Here is a 17,170-nt window from a genome sequence, read left to right on the forward strand (position 1 = left end):
TTCGTCACGATGCAGTTATTCTGGGTCGGTCCCGTCGAGTTCGTGGTACTCGACGTTCTGCGAACCGGCCGTGTCGGCACCGAGGCGATGGTGTTCTCGCTCGCCGCCTTCCTCGCCACACTGACCTCGGTGACCTCGGTTCGGCTCGCCGTCAGGGCCGGTCTCGATCTGCTCGGGCGGTCGCTCTTCCTGCCATCGCACACCTGGTCGTCGATCATGTTGGCGGTCGATCTGGCTGTGCTCGCCGCGGCGTTTTTCTCGGCGGGGCGGGCAGGCGGAGGAAAGGGGAACCGATGAGCCTGCCGATTCCGGCTCGGCGTGGACCGTTGGCGGGAGCGAATTACGTCTTCCGGGGCAGTGGTCGAATCCCCGAACAGGCGGCCAGGGTGGTAGACGATTTCCGGGGAATGCTCGTGGTCCCGGTCGGCAAGGAGATGATCGTCTTCGGCACCGTCACCGATCAGGGGAGTATCTCGCGCATTCTGCGGACGCTCGAGGCACTCGGGATGTGTGTGGAGTCCGTGCACCGGGTCAGGGAACTTCCCCTGCGGGAGATCGGCGGGCGTTTTCCGAATACGCGGTGATCCGGGAAGGTGCCGTGGCGTCCGTGAAGGCCTCCTTGAGGGACCCAGAGTCCCTCAAGGAGGCCTTCACGGACCTACCGTCCAGTGCCTGGACCGGGTCAGAGCCGTCCGGGAACGGGGAACTCGCCGAACGCGGTGCGCAGTCGTGCCTCTTCCTCGTCGGAGAGATTCGTGGTCACCAGGGTGGCACCGGTCTCCTTGAAGGGCTCCGCGACCCGATCCAGGACGGCGTCGTCCGACATCACGAACAGCGCGGACGTGCCCGGCGTGACGCGGTTCCGGACGGTGGCGATGAACTCGTCGTCGATGCCGACGCGGGAAAGTGAACCGGTCATCGCCCCGATCGTCGCCCCGACGGCCATCCCCAGCAGCGGCACCAGGAAGATCAGGCCCAACAGCAGCCCCCAGAACCCGCCGCCCAGTGCCCCGGAGCCGGTCAAGGAGCCGAGTTCCTTGGTCTTCGGCTTCTTCCGGCCTTCGGGCCAGGTGACATAGGCCGCGTCGGCGATCGAGATGAGCTGTTGCTTTTGCAGTCGTTCCAGCAGCGCGAGCGCGTTCTCCGCGCCGTCCGCGGTGGGAAAGGCCCATACGGTCAGCGAAGTCATGATGCGGTCCTCCTCGATCCGGAATCGGTGGTCCGAGCGGCACTGTGCTCCGGGCCGCCCCCGCCCCGCATCGCCCGCGCCGGATGAGCCGGTGCGGTTCCGGCAGCGCCCGATCTCACCTGACGCGGGCGAGGCCGCCGTCATGGCGAACCCATCATGATCACCCGAGTCCGCAGTCCCTCCTCCCGGAAAGAGGAATCATGAGCGAAAGAGCGCACCACCGGACAACCACGCCCGGCACCGGGCCGCCGTCCCCGCCGGATCCGGCCGCCTCCCGGTCGCGGCGGTCTGGCTGGATCTGGTTCGCCGGGTCGATCACCGTCATGGCCGGTCTGTTCACCGCCGTGGAAGGACTGGTCGCGCTGTTCGACCAGAACTACTACCTGCTCGGCCCATCGGGGTTGCTCGTCTTCGACCTCGGCGCCTGGGGATGGATCCATCTGATCGTCGGCGCCCTCGCGGTGCTCGCGGGGAGCGCGCTGTTCACCGGGGCTCCGTGGGCCCGCATCATCACCGTCGTGCTCGCCGGCTTCAACGCGTTGGCGCAGATGGTGTTCCTGTCCGCGTATCCGATCTGGGGCGTGGTCGTCATCGCTCTCGACGTCCTGGTGATCTGGGCGGTGCTGGTGCACGGGGACGAGGCCGCGGAAGAGCTCTGGTGATCCGGAGGCCACACCGCTGACCAGCACAGTCGTGGCCTCGCCGGGGTCGCGGTCCCTCGGACGATCAAGAGGTTGACTTGCCCGCTCGAACGACGTCGCGGTCCTGGCGGATGCCCGGAGCCAAGGTGATGGTGCCGCGGGTGCCGGGCATCTTCGTCCCCCGTTCCCGGCTCATGGCCCTGTTCGACCGCGCCGGCACCCGGCCGGTGACCGTGCTCCGGGCCCCGGCCGGTTCCGGGAAGACCACCGCACTGGCCGGATGGGCCCGCGATCGGCGGGACGTCGGCTGGGTGTCGCTGGACGACGACGACAACGACGAACGCCGTCTGTGGGCGGCGATCCTCCTCGCGTTGCGGCGTAGCCCCCGCCTGCCGGAGTTCCGGCTCAGGCCGCCGGTGCCCGGGCGGCGCACCGAGTTCCTGGCCGACCTCGGTGAAGTGTTCGCCGGACTGCGCGAACCGGTGTGGCTCGTACTGGACGACGTCCAGGAGATTTCCGACCCGGAGCCGTTGGAGGCGCTCGCGGCGCTGGCCCGGCATCAGCCTCCGATGTTGCGGCTGATGCTGGCCACCAGGGTCGAGCCGAAACTCCGGCTGGCCCGCCTGCACGTCGAAGGCGCGCTTTCGCGGCTCGGTGCCGCCGAACTGCGGTTCAGCGTGGAGGAGACGGCGTGCCTGTTCCGCGCCACCGGGGCCGCGGTGAGCGAAGACCTCGTCCGCGATCTGTCCGAGCGCACCGCGGGCTGGGCGGCCGCGCTCGGCTGGGCCGCTGTTTCGCTGCGCGATGCCGGGGACACGGACGGGCTCGTCGGCGCCGTCGGGGGCGACGAGCTCGCCGTGGCCCGGTTCTTCGCCGACGAGGTCCTCGCCTCGCTGCCGTCAGCGACGTCGGATCTCTTGCTGTGCATCAGTGTCTGCGACACGGTGAGCGCGAGCCTCGCGGCCCGGCTGTCGGGCTCGCCGGACGCCGGAGTGACACTGGACGAGCTGGAGCGCGAGACCGGGCTTGTCGTGCGCACACCGGCCGACACCTACCGGCTTCCCGCCCTGTCGCGGGGTTTCCTGCAGGCGGAGCTGGCGCGCCGGTCCCCGGCGCGGGTACGGCGGCTGCAGGGGATCGCGGCCCGCTGGTACGCCGGGGAAGGGCGGTTCGGGGAAGCACTGACGCACGCCATCGCGGGCGGTGACCGCCAACGTGTCCTGGGGTTGGCGCGGGACCACGCGGTGCGTCAGGTGCTGGCCGGCGACGGGGAACTCGTCCGCGGAGCGCTCGCCTACCTGGGGGAGGGGGCTTTGGTCGCGAGCCCACGGCTCCGGCTGGCGTCCGCGCTGGACCACGTCCAGCGCGGCGAGTTCACCGCCGCCGCCACCGATCTCGGCGACGACGGCCTGCGCCTGCTGGCCGTGCCCCATCTCGCGCTGGTGACGGGGAGCGGCCCACTCGAGACCGCGGTGCCCCGGGTGGCGGGGGCCCCGGAGGCAGGCGCTTGGGAGAAGCTCGATCTGGTCTGGCGGTCCCTGCATCGGGGCGCCCGGCGCCACGCCGTCACCCGCGCCGAAGAAGCGCTGCGCCTGGCCCACGGAGAACGTCTCGAACACCTCGTGCTCCACAGCAGACTCGCGCTCGCTGTCGCGACGGCGTTGCTCGGTGACCACACGGCGATGAGGCGAGCATGCATCGGAGCGCTCGCCGTCGCACGACGGCACGGGTGGCGCCGGTCACCGGGTGTCGCCGAATGCCATCTGATGCTGGCTTACGACGACTTGATGCGCTTCGAGCCGGTGGCGGCGGCAGGCGAGTTGGCCAGTGCCCCGCGAGCTGAGGTGCCCGGCTCCGCGCCGGTTCTCGGACCGCTCCGCGGGTTCTTCGAGGGCATGGTCAGCTTCGACGGCGGCGACCGGGTGGCGGGCTCGCAGGCCATGCGGACGGCACGGCGACGGCTCGCGGATCTGGACCTGCCTCGCGAGATCACGGGAATGTGCACGGTCGTGGAACATCACGCGGCGCTCGTGGTCGGCGAAGGGCTGCACGCGGCCGAGGTGTTCGCCTGGGCGCAGGAGAGATTGCCCGGCACCGCCGAGCTGGCACTGCTTCGGATACGGGCCCACCTCGCGGCCGAAGAGACCGATCTGGCCGAGAAGGCCCTGCGGGCCACCGCCGCCGCTCCCGCGTTGCTGCCCGCCACCCCGGTGGACACCTGCCTGGCGGAGACCGCGCTCGCGTTGCGTTCCCATCGGCGGACCCTGGCGCTGCACGCGCTCGACCGCGCGCTCATCCTCGCCCGGCCACATCGGCTGGTACGTCCGTTCGCGCTCGCCGAGCCGCGGGTCAGGAACCTGTTGATCGACCATTCGGGCGGGTTCGGCTCGCTGGACCGCTTCGCGCAGACGGTCCGCGGCCGTCTCGTCCCGGACACCTCGTCCAGCGAGCTGACCGATCGAGAACAGGTGGTGCTGAGGCGGTTGCCGTCCCAGCGTTCGCTGGACGAGATCGCGTCGGACCTCACGGTTTCGGTCAACACGGTGAAGACCCACGTCCGGTCCATCTACGGCAAGCTCGGGGTGAACAACCGCCGGTCGGCCGTGGTGGTCGCGCGCCATCACGGCCTGACCTGACCGCACCGGTCAGTCCTTCTCCCGGTTCGGCGCGCACAGCAGCGCCTCCGCCCACCGGGCGCGCGGATCGACGTCGATGAGCAAGGCCTTGGCCAACAGCGTCGCCGGCACGGCGAGGACGGCGCCGAGCGGACCGAGCAGCCAGGTCCAGAAGACGAGCGCCAGCACGGTGACCAAAGTGGACAGACCGACCGACTCCGCGACGAACCGGGGCTGGATCAACGACTGCACCACGAAGTTCAGCAGGACGTATACGGCGACGGTCATGAGCATGACACGCCAGCCACCGTCGAGGAGCGCGATGAGCGCGGGCGGGGCCACACCGATCACGAAGCCCACGTTGGGCACGTAGTTGGTGACGAAGGACAGCAGGCCCCACAGCACGGCCGCCGGGATGCCGAGCAGAGCGAGCGCGACGATGTCAAGCGCCGCCACCACTCCGCCGAACACCGTCGTCACGATCAGGTACCTCCTGGTGCCGAAGGCGAAACGGCGCAACGCCGCGCTCGCCCAAGGCCGATCGCGCGCGATCCGTCCGAGCCGTTGCCCGGCCCACGCCGATTCGGTACTCAGGAACAACATCAGGGCGAGCAGGAAGGCCAGGTTCGTGACCAGGCCGCCGACGCCCGCGAGCAGGGAACCGGCGAAACCGATCAGCTTCCCGGTGTCCACAGCGGACATCATTTCCCGAATCTGTGGATCGCCGATCCCGAACCGGCCGAGGAACGCCATTCCGTCCCGGAGCAGTTCGTCGGCCTGTCCGGCATAGCGGGGGAGCAGGGCGGACAACTGCGCGAGGGACACCACGATCACCAGGAACAGCACGAGCAACGCGGCGTAGACGGTGACGACCAGGACGGCGACCGTGAGCCAGCGCGGGAAACCCTTGCCGCGCAACCACGCTCGCACCGGATCGAGGGTGATCACGATGACGAGGGCGAGGAACACGGGCCCGACGAGCCAGGCGACGGCGTTCAGTCCGGCCAGCACGATGACCGCGGCGGCGGAACCGAGCAGCACCACCAGCGCGCGGGGCAGTGGCGCGCCGGTGCCCCGCAGGTCGGGAGGCGGCGACGGAACCGGTGGCGCGCCGGTGGAGAGCCCTCTCGCGAAGCGGCTGACTTCCTGTCGCTCGTCCGTTGTCCGGCGGTGGCGTGCCCATCGCGGCCGGCGGAGCGGGTGCGATGGGAAATCGTCGAATGAGATTCGCACCATGCGGCATCCTCCGGAGACGGTCTGGCGATCGGCTGTTCCACGGTGGCAGGGCATCACCGTCCGGAGGTCACCCGGCGTGGGCGAAAGCTGCCGTCCCTGAGGCGGCCGCGCCGCGCCGGCTCTCGTGAGTGGTGAGGACGGTTGGAACCGTGAAAGAGGGAATTCGGCCGATTCACCGCTTGATCGCAGCGAATTCCTCAGCCGTGCGTCGGCGCCTGCTCGCCCGCCGGAAGTTCCGGTATACGTGGAAGGGACGGCGCCGCCGGGGAGGACGGCATGGCGCTTCAAACAAGGGGGAAATCGATGTTCGACGCACGTATTGTCGCCGATCAGGTCAGTCCGCTCGCCAAGCCGAAGATCAGAATCCTGTTCTACACGGATTTTGTCGGCTTCACCGGGAACAACGGATTCTCATTGGGGATCGTCCGTGATCTGATCTTGGCGAATCAGCCGTTCTTCGCTCAGTTCGAGATCGATTTGATCAACCGGCACGAGGGCGGGCACGCCGCCAACAAACTCACTTCCGATGTCCTCTGCGGATACGAGCAGGTGTGGTTCTTCGGACTGCTGCAGTCCAACATGCCGGGGGAGCCGGAAAACGAGCTCGTGGACGCGGAGGTCGCCGCGCTGCGGGCATGGATGGACGCCGGTGGTGGCGTGCTGATCACCGGTGATCACTCGAATCCGCGTCCGCCGGGGGCGGATCCGTCGCTGCCCGAGTACCTGAACCTGGGGCGGGCGCTGGGGCACCGGGTTCCGCGCGCGGGTGAGCTGCGGGTGTGGAACGACCGGCCGGACGCGAGTATCGAGTTCAGCCACAACACCCACCAGCCGGATCCGTGGGGCAGCGACATCGACAACCCGATCCCGAACGACCTCGACCCGTACCCGCAGGAACTGATCCTGCGGAAGCGGCTCGGCAGGCCGCACGCGTTGTTCCAGGGCAGGCAGGGTCCGATCACCGTTTTCCCGGACCACATGCACGAGGGCCAGCTGCTCATTCCCGAGCGGTATCCGTCGGACGTGTGGCCGTCGGGGCGCGCGGGACAGCCGAAACCCGAGATCGTCGCGCAGGGCACCGACAAGCGCAACGGTCAGGTCTACGGCGTGTCCAGTGTGTACGACGGTGTGGCCGCCGGGGTCGGGCGGATCGTCGCCGACGCCACGTGGCACCATTATTTCGACATCAACCTGTGGGGTTTCCAGAACGGCGGCGAGGTGCTCGACCGCCTCACCGAGTACTATGTGAACCTCACGCTGTGGTTGGCGCCGAGGCCGGTCAAGCTGGAAGTGAACGCGCAGCTGCTGTACTGGCTTTCGCGCAACCTGAGCGTCCGCGCGGTGCTGCCGGAGGGTTTCCGGGTGCCGGGGATCACCGCGGCCGGACTGGTCCGCGAGGTCGGCGGGCAGAGTGTGCTCGACGACCTCGTCTGGCCGCTGGAAGGGAAGCCGGGGGTGCCCGAAGAATTGTTGCTCGGTGCCGTCGTCAAGGAGTCCGTCGCCGCGCTGAGCGGCGGGGACGTCGAGGCGTTCGACTCCGTGGGCGTCGTCGAACGGGGCCTGCGGGCCGGGGCCGAGGAGTACGCCGCCGAGCTGCGAGCAGCGCTCGATGACGTCGAAGGCCTGGGCGAGCGCATTTCGCAGGGTATTCGCTGACCTTCCGGGTCTACGTGAGTGGTGAGGACGGTTCTGACCCAATGCCACGTAGCTCAAGTTGATCAATCTCTTGGCCTGCGGTTTTGTCGGTGTCGACTGTCGGTGCGGCATCAGGCGGGGGTCGCGGGGTCGTGAGTGATCCGGGTCGTTAGAACGACCCTTTTCACTCACGACCCCTGTACCGACGCCACACGGCACACCCGCCACACCAGCACCGCCGAGAAGCACTCAGCGAAACGCAGGCCCCGGCCAGGACAACGAAGACACGGAATTGGGTTTCATCCTCAAGACAAGCCAAGTGGCATTGGGTTCTAACCGTCCTCACCACTCACGACCCCGCGGTCGCCCGCCCGGTCATCGGGCCTGAGTCCGAGCGCGAGGTGGAGCTGGCGCGCCCACCAGCGCACTTGCGCGGCCGAATCGTCCGACGCGGCTCCGGTGATCCCGGCGCTGCGCCGGAAATCGCTCCCGTACAGGGCCTCCGTGGCCATCGCCTGATGCAGGGCGGCGACGGCGAGCCGCGTGTCTTCGAGGGAGCAGCCGGGCGGCCGCAGCCGGTGGAGGGCGTCGACGACCGGGTCGAGCATCCCGCTGCCCGGGTCGCGCCAGCCCGCCGCGTGCAGTGCCACCGCGAGCTCGCCGTAGCCGTTCCGGTACAGATCGTGCAGCGCCTCGACGAGTTCGAGCAGGTCGGCGCCGCGGTCGAGCCAGCTCGCGAGGAGTTCCTGAAGGGCGTCCCGCAGACGGCGGCCACCGTGCCGGAGGAGTTCGGCGAGCAGTTTCTCGCGGTTGCCGAAGTGATGGGCGACGCCGGCGTCGGTCATGCCGACCCGCGCGGCAACGGCCCGCATCTGGACCGCGGCGACACCGGACTCGCCGAGCAGTGAGGCCGCGGCGTCGAGGATCAGCCGCCGGGCCTCTTCGGGAGTCCGGCGTGCTCGGGGAGTCGTCACAATCGGGATCGTACCTTGAGGTGCCAAGGTATCCGCGCTACCTTGACAGGTCAAGGTGAGGAGGGCTGTCATGAGTGCCGAAACCAGTCTTGACCTGGGCGATGTCATCCTGCGGGGCACGGTGACCGGCGCCGGTCCGACGGTTCTGCTGCTGCACGCGGGCGGGGAACGCCGCGTGGTCTGGGCGCCGGTCGCCGCGGTGCTGGCCCGGCGCGGGTTCCGGTCGGTGGCCTTCGACCTGCGTGGTCACGGGGACAGTTCCGGCCGGGCGACCACGCTCCGGGCACTGGCCGGCGACGTGGCCGGGATGATCGGGAGCCAGCCGGCGCCGATCGTCCTCGTGGGGGCCTCGGTCGGCGGTTTGGCCGCCATCGCCGCGCTGGCGGACCCCGTCGTCGCGGCCAGGGCCTCCGGGCTCGTGCTCGTCGACGTCGTACCCGACCTCGAACCGGCCCGGGTGCGTTCGTGGCTCGGCTTCCACGGGCTCGGCGGCCGCTACACCCGCCTGGTGGAGGACGTCCTCGGCTCGGGTTCCGCCCTGCTCGCGACGGCGGGGGCCCTGGACATGCCCATCCTGGTGGTGCACGGCGGGCAGGGCTCACCGCTCCGCGAAGCCGATGTGGGTCGTTTGCGCACGGCCAATCCGCGTGTCGCCGTCACCGGTGTCCCGGCGGCGGGGCACCTCGTGGCCAGAGACGCTCCGGAAGCCCTCGCGGACCTCGTGTCGGCGTGGCTTTGTGGCATCCGTCACGGGACGGTTTCGACGCCGGGGACGGGCGGGCAAGATCTGCGATAGAGCTGTACGGCGCAGGTGAAGACAACGTCGTGCACTCGGCGCTACCGGTTGGTAACTTATTGTCCGGGCATCGAAAACCCCATAAGAAGCGGCAACATCGCGCTGCCTACAATGTCGGGCATGACCTACAGCGAACCAGCGCGATCAGCTGCCCCCCGCACCGGATCGCTGGCGTCCGCCTCCTCCTCGGCCGTCTTGGCAAGGGGAATCACGATTTATGGATGCGGGCAGGACGAGGCCGCCCTGTTCCGGGAGATGGCACCTCGTTTCGGCATAATGCCGACCATTTCGGAGGAGCCGGTATCCGAGGCCAATATCGAACTGGTCTCCGGAAACAGGTGTATCAGTATCGGTCATAAGACCCAGGTCACGAATACCATTCTTCTCGCGCTCGGCAAAGCGGGCGTGAAATACATCTCCACGCGGAGCATCGGCTTCAACCACATCGATGTGGAGTACGCGGCGAGCGTCGGCATCACCGTCGGCAATGTCGCCTACTCGCCGGACAGCGTCGCCGACTTCACGCTGATGCTCATGCTGATGGCTGTGCGCGACGCCAAGTCCATCATCCGCCGCACCGAGGTCCACGACTACCGGCTGAACGAGGTGCGCGGGAAAGAGCTGCGCGATCTGACCGTCGGAGTGGTCGGAACAGGGCGTATCGGGGTCGCCGTCCTGGAGCGGCTGCGTGGTTTCGGCTGCCGGGCGCTGGCCTACGACACGGTGCTGACCGCCTCGGCCGATTACGTCCCACTCGACGAATTGCTGCAGCAGAGCGACATCGTGACACTGCACGTGCCGCTCAACACGGATACCTATCATCTCCTCGACGAGAAGAGCATCGAGCGGATGAAGGACGGCGCGTACATCATCAACACCGGACGTGGTCCGCTGATCGAAACCGAAGCCCTCATTTCGGCACTGGAAAGCGGAAAGCTGGGCGGAGCGGCGCTGGATGTCCTCGAAGGAGAGGAAGGTATCTTCTACGCCGACTGCAGGAACAAGGCGATAGAGAGCGAAACGTTGCTGCGGTTGGAAAAACTGCCGAACGTGCTCATCAGTCCGCATACCGCCTATTACACGGACCACGCGCTGAGTGACACTGTTGAAAACTCCATCATCAATTGTCTCCAATTCGAAAGCGGGAAGTAGTATGGGTAGGCTGAAAATCGGAATTCTGTTCGGCGGGCTTTCCGAAGAACATCCTATCTCCATCAAATCTGCGCGCGAGGTCCAGAAGAACCTCGACCTCGAGAAGTACGAGCCGTACTACATCGGGATCACCCAGAGCGGTTCCTGGATGCTCTGCGACGGCCCCGCCGAGGATTGGGAGAACGGGAACGTCCGCCCGGCCGTGCTGTCGCCGGACCGCGGGGTACACGGTCTGCTCGTCCTGGACGAGGGCAAGTACGAGACGATCGCCCTCGACGTGGTGCTGCCGGTCCTGCACGGCAAGTTCGGCGAAGACGGCGCGATGCAGGGCCTGCTGGAGATCTCCGGCATCCCCTACGTCGGCTGCGACCTCCCGAGCTCGGTCATGTGCATCGACAAGGCCCTCACCTATTCCGTCGTCCGCGGCGCGGGGATCGCGACGCCGACCTTCTACATCGTCACGCCGGACAATGACGTCGACCCGGACCAGCTGAACTACCCGGTCTTCGTGAAGCCCGCCCGCTCCGGCTCGTCGTTCGGCGTCAGCAAGGTCTCCGCGAAGGAAGAGCTGCCCGCCGCGCTGGCGGAGGCGCGCCAGTACGACGCGAAGGTCCTGATCGAAGAGGCCGTCATCGGCAGCGAGATCGGCTGCTCGATCCTCGGCAACGACGAAGACCTGTTCGCGGGCGAGGTCGACCGGGTCGCGCTGACCCACGGCTTCTTCAAGATCCACCAGGAGAAGAGCCCCGAGACCGGCTCCGAGAATTCGAGCTTCATCGTCCCCGCCGACATCCCGGACGAGTCGCGTGACCTCGTCCAGGAGACGGCCAAGGTCATCTACCGCGCCCTGGGCTGCCGCGGGCTCGCACGGGTCGACCTGTTCCTCAAGGAGGACGGGAGCGTGGTGCTCAACGAGGTCAACACCCTGCCCGGCCTGACCTCGTACAGTCGTTACCCGCGCATGATGGCCGCCGCCGGCCTCTCGCTCGGCGACGTGATCGACCGCCTGGTGAAGCTGACGCTGGCGGGCCGTGACGAATGAAGGATGATTTCGTCTTCGTAGACGAGGTTGTCTCCGGAATACGCTGGGACGCCAAGTACGCCACGTGGGACAACTTCACGGGCAAGCCGGTGGACGGGTACCTGGTGAACCGGATCGTCGGCACGCGGGCGTTCTGCGCGGCGCTGGAGAAGGCGCGGGACAAGGCCGAGGAACTCGGCTTCGGGCTGCTCCTGTGGGACGGGTACCGCCCGCAGCGCGCCGTGGACCGCTTCATGCGCTGGGCGGAGGAGCCCGAAGACGGCCGGAAGAAGGTCAGGCACTACCCGAACATCGACCGGCCTCAGATGTTCGAAAAGGGCTACGTGGCCACCAAGTCGGGCCACAGCCGCGGCAGCACCGTGGACCTGACGCTCTACCACCTGGACACCGGCGAACTCGCCGACATGGGTGGTGACCACGACCTGATGGACGTCGTCTCGCATCACGGGGCGGCGGGCGTCACGGAAGAGGCCGCGAAGAACCGCGCGCACCTGTGCGCGGCCATGGAGGGATCGGGCTTCAGCTCGTACGAGTGCGAGTGGTGGCACTACAGCCTGAAGGACGAGCCCTACCCGGACACTTATTTCGATTTCCCCATCGCGTAGGTGTCGCGCGTGAAGGCCCCCTTCCCTCGGCTCAGCCGAGGGAAGGGGGCCTTCACGCGCTTCGGGGTTTGTGAAGGCACTCTCGCGGCGACAATTGCCGCGAACACCATTTCATCCTATGAATTTCCGTGCGGGGGCCGGACGGTGTGGTCCGTCCCGTGTGGTGATCGGGGGAGGTCGAACGCTGTCCTTTTCCTGTCCTGTGCGCACGAAACCTCCTTCCGGTGGATCGGTGGACGGCGCCGCCGACCATGACGGCACGGACGAACCGGGGCCGGCTTCCAGCCTGCCACGCTTCGCTTTGCTCGCGGGTGATCCCCGGCCGGGTGAGATTCCGCCCGGACCGTGGGACGCGGGCTCGGCCGTTCGTGTGAACAAGTGTCGAAGAACGGAACATGAACCGCCGGTGCTGTGATCATCCGGAGAGAAGACGAGCCGCGCGAACGGCCTAACAAGACCTGCGAACAGGCTAACCGGACGACAGGAACAAGGCTTGTACGCGGGCCCTTTACTTATGTTCGCCAAACGAGTCAATACGGCATGCGGAGTTCCGGATATTGATCTTGGGCCCCCTGTTCACTACGAAAATCACACTGTTCGTCAATTGCCGACATGGATTGTTCATGCCATGCTGCACAGGTGCGCATCAGCTGGGGCTGACATGGTGTGCGCGCTTTGCTGGGGACAGAGGGGGTGCGTCGGTGACTCGCGACCACGAGCCAAACCAAAGACTTCACTCGCCGATCCTCTGAACCGAGCGGTATGGAGTCATAAGATCGGACATGTCCGGGACTCGCGCTGAAGCGGGTGTCGGTTTCGTCAGGCTGACCAAGTGTCGGTCCTGCCGGGCCGAAGCCGTCGAGCGTTTCGTCTCGCAGATCGCCGTCGGGGCGATGGGAGGATGCCGTTCAGCTTCGGTAGTTCGTCGGAATACGCGCCAACGGTCAGCTGGGAGACCGTCGAGGCGGGCCGCCGCATGCGGTTCTGCCTGTGGCGCTTGAGGGTTCCTCACCGTCGAGGACATCCCGCCCTGCGGCCGAGGCCGGCGTCGGACGGGTTCATGGTGTCCAAGCACCGAAGCCGAGCAGTTGGACGGTGGGTTTCCGTGCCGTGTCTGAAAGTTGCTGAATCAACAGATTCAATGGGGGCTAGGTGGATCCGACGAGAGTTGACTTGTCCGCTCTCCCTGTCGTCGAAATCGAGCTGTCGAGACTGTCCACTGCTTGTTCGCCGCGCACTTCGGGCGAGGATCCAGAGCATGTCGAGACACTGTTGTCGGCGGAGTGGGAGCTACCGCCCATTCTCGTTCACCGACCGACGATGCAGGTGGTCGATGGCCTGCACCGGCTGAAGGCGGCACGAGTACGAGGCGATACGAAAATCTCCGCGAGGTTCATCGACGGCGCCGAGTCCGACGCCTTCGTGCTCGCGGTGGAAGCGAACATCCGGCACGGTCTGCCGCTTTCCCTCGCGGATCGGAAACGGGCGGCCGTCCAGATCATCGGGACACATCCGCAGTGGTCCGATCGGCGGGTGGCTTCGGCGACCGGCATTTCCGCGGGAACCGTGGCGGACCTGCGCAGGCGGGGCGGCGAAGGCGGAAACGGCGCCAGGATCGGGCGGGACGGGCGGATCCGGCCCGTCGACAGCTCGGAGCGGCGGAAGCTCGCCGCCGATCTGATCCGCAACGATCCCGGTCTTTCACTGCGTCAGGTGGCCAAGCAGGTCGGCATCTCCCCGGAGACGGTCCGGGACGTGCGCGGCAGGCTGGAGCGTGGGGAAAGCCCGACCCCGGACGGGAGCAGGAGACTGCGCACGAAGCCGGATCCGTTGAGCCTGACGGAAACCGACCTCGGTCACTCGCTGGACCGGGAACGGCTCACCGTGCTGGAGCGGCTCAAGGCCGACCCGGCGCTGCGGTTGAGCGAGGTCGGCCGGATCCTGTTGCGCATGCTCGCCATGCACTCCATGGACGGGCAGGAATGGGAACGGATCCTGCACGGTGTCCCGCCGCACCTGTACGGCGTGGTCGCCGGATTCGCCAGGGATCACGCCCGGGTCTGGGCGGGGTTCGCGGATCACCTGGAGAGCCGGGCGACCGATCTGGCCGCACGGTGATCGCGGGCGGCATCGGGTAGGCGCGAAGGGGGCTTTTCCGCACCACACGCGGAGAAGTCCTCTTCGTATTTCTCGCACGGTGCCCAGGCCGCGCGGCTCGACATCGCCGGGAGAGCGGCCTAAGAAGTAGCTGTGACCATCGAGAAGGCGCTCGTCGTCGGCACCGGCCTGATCGGCACGTCGGCCGCGTTGTCCCTGCGGGAAAAGGGTGTCACCGTCCATCTCACCGACATCGACGAACACGCCGTACGAGTGGCGCGGGAGCTCGGCGCCGGCCGCGAATGGACCGGCGAGGAAGTGGATCTGGCGGTGATCGCCGTCCCACCGCACCTCGTGGGGGAGCGGCTGGCCGCACTCCAGAAGCAGGGCGCGGCGCGGGCGTACACCGACGTCGCCAGCGTCAAAGCCGGTCCGATCGCCGACGCGGAGCGGCTCGGCTGCGACCTGATCTCTTACGTGCCAGGGCATCCGCTCGCGGGACGGGAGCGATCGGGACCGGCCGCGGCCCGCGCCGGCCTGTTCGCGGGCCGTCCGTGGGCGCTGTGCCCCGGCGTCGAAACCGGCGCCGAGGCACTACGGCTGACCTGCGAACTGGTGTCGCTGTGCGGGGCCGAGGCCGTCACCGTCGGCGCGGCCGAGCACGACTCGGCGGTGGCGCTGGTGTCGCACGCCCCGCACGTGGCGGCCTCGGCGGTGGCGGCGAGCCTGGCGAACGGCGACGACGTCGCTTTGCGCCTCGCCGGGCAGGGGTTGCGTGACGTCACCCGCATCGCGGCCGGAAATCCTTCGCTGTGGCGGAAGATTCTCGCCGGGAACGCGCTGCCGGTGGCGGCGGTCCTCGACCGGATCGCGGCCGATCTCGCCGCGGCGGCCTCGGCGCTGCGGGCGGGCGACCTGGACGACGTGACGGATCTGCTGCGGCGCGGGGTGGACGGCCACGGCCGGATCCCCGCCGGTCCGGCCGTGGCCCCGTAGGGCCGGTTCTTCTGAGAGGTAAGGCAGGCTTGGTGTGTTGCGAAAGTGGCTTTCGCGACATGAACGCGCGCCGCACCACCCTGTACAGAGTCCCTTGTGGACGGTCCGGCCGGAGATGGTCCCGGGCGCCACTCGTGGACATCGACACGATTCAGCACGATTGAACTCGCCGACTTCGTGCGTGAGAGGGATGCCCAAATGGAAGTAATGTTGCGCTTCGGGGCGTCGCCCAAGAGCGATGACGACCCCGATCCCTGGTCGAACCGGGTCCGTCCGGGGACGGTGCGCAGAGTCCTCGCGTATTTCCGCCCCCACGTCGGCAAGGTGGCGATCTTCGTCCTCATCGCCGCGATGGAGGCGTTCGTCGTCGTCGCGACTCCGTTGCTGATGAAGGAGCTCATCGACGGCGGCATCCTGAAGAACGACTTCGGGGTCGTCATCCTGATGGCGGTCCTGACCGCCGGCCTCGCCGTGGCGGGCGCGCTGCTGTCGCTGTTGTCCGCTTACGTCTCCGCGAAGATCGGGGAGGGAGTCACCTACGACCTCCGGGTGCAGGCCCTCGATCACGTCCGGCGGCTGCCGATCGCGTTCTTCACCCGCACCCAGACCGGGGTGCTGGTCGGCAGGCTGCACACCGAGCTCATCATGGCGCAGCAGGCGTTCGGTCATCTGCTGATGGCGGCCACCAGCGTGGTCACCGTCCTGCTCGTGCTGGCCGAGCTGTTCTACCTGTCCTGGCTGGTCGCCGTGGTCACGCTGGTGCTGGTCCCGCTGTTCGTCATTCCCTGGATCTGGGTGGGGCGGATCATCCAGCGCCGCACCGGAACGCTGATGGAGACGAACGCCGGGCTCGGCGGGCTCCTCCACGAGCGGTTCAACGTCCAGGGCGCGATGCTCTCGAAGCTCTTCGGCCGCCCGGACGAGGAGATGGCCGACTACCGCAAGCGTGCCGGGAAGATCCGCAACATCGGCGTGAGCATCTCCATCTGGGCCCGGATGTCCTTCGTCATGATGGCGCTGATGGCGTCGATCGCCACGGCGGTCGTCTACGGGGTCGGCGGCGGGCTCGTGATCGAGGGGGCGTTCCAGCTCGGGACGCTCATCGCCATCGCCACCCTGCTGGGGCGGCTGTTCGGGCCGATCACCCAGCTGTCCGGGCTGCAGGAGACCGCGCAGACCGTGGTGGTGAGCTTCGCGCGGATCTTCGAGTTGCTCGATCTCAAGCCACTGATCCAGGAGCGCCCGGACGCGAAGGAACTCGAGAAGAACGCGGCGCCGGGCATCGAGTTCGACGACGTGGTGTTCCGCTATCCCACCGCGGACGAGGTCTCGCTGGCGTCGCTCGAACACCTGCGGACCAAGCGGGAGAACGGGGACAAGACGGCGGACGTCCTGCGCGGCATCAGCTTCGAGGCGCCCGCCGGGACCCTCACCGCGCTCGTCGGCCCGTCCGGCGCGGGGAAGAGCACCATCACCCACCTGGTCTCCCGGCTGTACGACCCGAACGCCGGCGCGGTCCGCTTCGACGGGCACGATCTGCGCGACCTGTCCTTCGACTCGATCCGCGGCACGGTCGGGGTGGTCAGCCAGGACGCCTACCTCTTCCACGACACGATCCGGGAGAACCTGCTCTACGCCCGTCCGACCGCCACCGAGGAAGAGCTGGTCGAAGCGTGCAAGGGGGCGCAGATCTGGGACCTGATCCAGTCGCTGCCCCGCGGGTTCGACACCGTCACCGGCGACCGCGGCTACCGGATGTCCGGTGGCGAGAAGCAGCGTCTGGCCATCGCCCGGTTGCTGCTGAAGGCGCCCACGGTCGTCGTGCTGGACGAGGCCACCGCGCATCTGGACTCCGAGTCGGAGGCCGCCGTCCAGCGGGCGCTCAAGACCGCGCTGCGCGACCGGACGTCGCTGGTGATCGCGCACCGGTTGTCCACGATCCGCGAGGCCGACCAGATCCTCGTGATCGACGGCGGAACGGTCCGTGAACGCGGGACGCACGACGAGTTGCTGGCGCGGGGTGGGCTGTATTCGGAGCTCTACCACACGCAGTTCGCCAGGCCGGAGAACAACGCGCCCAAGCCGGAGCCCGAGGAAGACGAGTTCGACGAAGAGCCGGAACCGCTGGACACCGTGGTCTACGGAGGATGACGATGAGTTCCGCAGCGCAGGCCGCACCGACGGTGCTCGAT

15 protein-coding genes are annotated in these 17,170 nt (G+C 67.9%); 12 read left to right on the top strand and 3 right to left on the bottom strand.

The features are described 5' to 3' along the window. The first annotated feature begins 9 nt into the window (after positions 1–9). Together AC069I_RS32445 and AC069I_RS32450 are read left to right on the top strand one after the other, a co-directional pair. Positions 10–297, top strand: coding sequence for a hypothetical protein (locus AC069I_RS32445; RefSeq protein WP_478229813.1), 288 nt, complete (start codon positions 10–12; stop codon positions 295–297). After that, positions 294–584, top strand: a complete 291-nt coding sequence (locus AC069I_RS32450; protein WP_478229814.1) for a hypothetical protein — start codon at positions 294–296, stop codon at positions 582–584. The genes AC069I_RS32445 and AC069I_RS32450 overlap by 4 nt, the downstream gene beginning before the upstream one ends. Before the next feature lie 98 nt (positions 585–682). On the opposite strand, the gene AC069I_RS32455 is transcribed toward AC069I_RS32450, so the two are convergent. Next, positions 683–1,189: a DUF1269 domain-containing protein gene (locus AC069I_RS32455; protein WP_478229815.1), complete on the bottom strand. Its 507-nt coding sequence runs from the start codon at positions 1,187–1,189 to the stop codon at positions 683–685. Positions 1,190–1,389: 200 nt separating this feature from the next. Between AC069I_RS32455 and AC069I_RS32460 the strand changes: the two genes are divergently transcribed. Both AC069I_RS32460 and AC069I_RS32465 read left to right on the top strand, forming a co-directional pair. After that, complete coding sequence (locus tag AC069I_RS32460; protein ID WP_478229816.1) at positions 1,390–1,851, top strand: DUF7144 family membrane protein; 462 nt, start codon at positions 1,390–1,392, stop codon at positions 1,849–1,851. Positions 1,852–1,961: 110 nt separating this feature from the next. Beyond that, positions 1,962–4,466, top strand: a complete 2,505-nt coding sequence (locus AC069I_RS32465; protein WP_478267113.1) for a winged helix-turn-helix domain-containing protein — start codon at positions 1,962–1,964, stop codon at positions 4,464–4,466. A gap of 9 nt (positions 4,467–4,475) precedes the next feature. Here AC069I_RS32465 and AC069I_RS32470 read toward each other — a convergent pair whose 3' ends face one another. Next, positions 4,476–5,681 (bottom strand): AI-2E family transporter, encoded by a 1,206-nt coding sequence (locus AC069I_RS32470; protein WP_478229818.1) that lies wholly within the window; start codon positions 5,679–5,681, stop codon positions 4,476–4,478. A gap of 303 nt (positions 5,682–5,984) precedes the next feature. On the opposite strand from AC069I_RS32470, the gene AC069I_RS32475 reads away from it, so the two are divergent. After that, entirely contained in the window at positions 5,985–7,337 is a 1,353-nt protein-coding gene (locus tag AC069I_RS32475) for a hypothetical protein (RefSeq protein WP_478267114.1), read from the top strand. Between the two features lie 311 nt (positions 7,338–7,648). On the opposite strand, the gene AC069I_RS32480 is transcribed toward AC069I_RS32475, so the two are convergent. Beyond that, positions 7,649–8,290, bottom strand: a complete 642-nt coding sequence (locus AC069I_RS32480; RefSeq protein ID WP_478229820.1) for a TetR/AcrR family transcriptional regulator — start codon at positions 8,288–8,290, stop codon at positions 7,649–7,651. 70 nt (positions 8,291–8,360) lie between these two features. Here AC069I_RS32480 and AC069I_RS32485 point away from each other — a divergent pair, with 70 nt between their 5' ends. The 7 genes from AC069I_RS32485 (at position 8,361) to AC069I_RS32515 (ending at position 17,129) form a co-directional block, all read left to right on the top strand. Then, on the top strand, positions 8,361–9,086 hold the full coding sequence (locus AC069I_RS32485) for an alpha/beta fold hydrolase (RefSeq protein WP_478267115.1): 726 nt from the start codon (positions 8,361–8,363) through the stop codon (positions 9,084–9,086). Between the two features lie 120 nt (positions 9,087–9,206). Next, the gene (gene vanH / locus AC069I_RS32490) at positions 9,207–10,238 is read left to right on the top strand and encodes a VanH-AOV family D-lactate dehydrogenase (protein ID WP_478267116.1); all 1,032 of its coding nucleotides are present in this window, start codon (positions 9,207–9,209) and stop codon (positions 10,236–10,238) included. Between the two features lies 1 nt (position 10,239). Continuing rightward, the gene (vanA-Ao2, locus tag AC069I_RS32495; protein ID WP_478267117.1) at positions 10,240–11,280 is read left to right on the top strand and encodes a D-alanine--(R)-lactate ligase VanA-Ao2; all 1,041 of its coding nucleotides are present in this window, start codon (positions 10,240–10,242) and stop codon (positions 11,278–11,280) included. Further along, the gene (vanX, locus tag AC069I_RS32500) at positions 11,277–11,885 is read left to right on the top strand and encodes a D-Ala-D-Ala dipeptidase VanX (RefSeq protein WP_478229824.1); all 609 of its coding nucleotides are present in this window, start codon (positions 11,277–11,279) and stop codon (positions 11,883–11,885) included. The genes vanA-Ao2 and vanX overlap by 4 nt, the downstream gene beginning before the upstream one ends. Before the next feature lie 1,320 nt (positions 11,886–13,205). Further along, entirely contained in the window at positions 13,206–14,003 is a 798-nt protein-coding gene (locus AC069I_RS32505; RefSeq protein ID WP_340684939.1) for a helix-turn-helix domain-containing protein, read from the top strand. 132 nt (positions 14,004–14,135) lie between these two features. Then, positions 14,136–14,978, top strand: coding sequence for a prephenate dehydrogenase (locus tag AC069I_RS32510; RefSeq protein ID WP_478229825.1), 843 nt, complete (start codon positions 14,136–14,138; stop codon positions 14,976–14,978). A gap of 198 nt (positions 14,979–15,176) precedes the next feature. After that, the gene (locus AC069I_RS32515) at positions 15,177–17,129 is read left to right on the top strand and encodes an ABC transporter ATP-binding protein (protein WP_478267118.1); all 1,953 of its coding nucleotides are present in this window, start codon (positions 15,177–15,179) and stop codon (positions 17,127–17,129) included. Positions 17,130–17,170 lie beyond the last annotated feature (41 nt).

Source organism: Amycolatopsis sp. NPDC043885, from assembly GCF_056435685.1.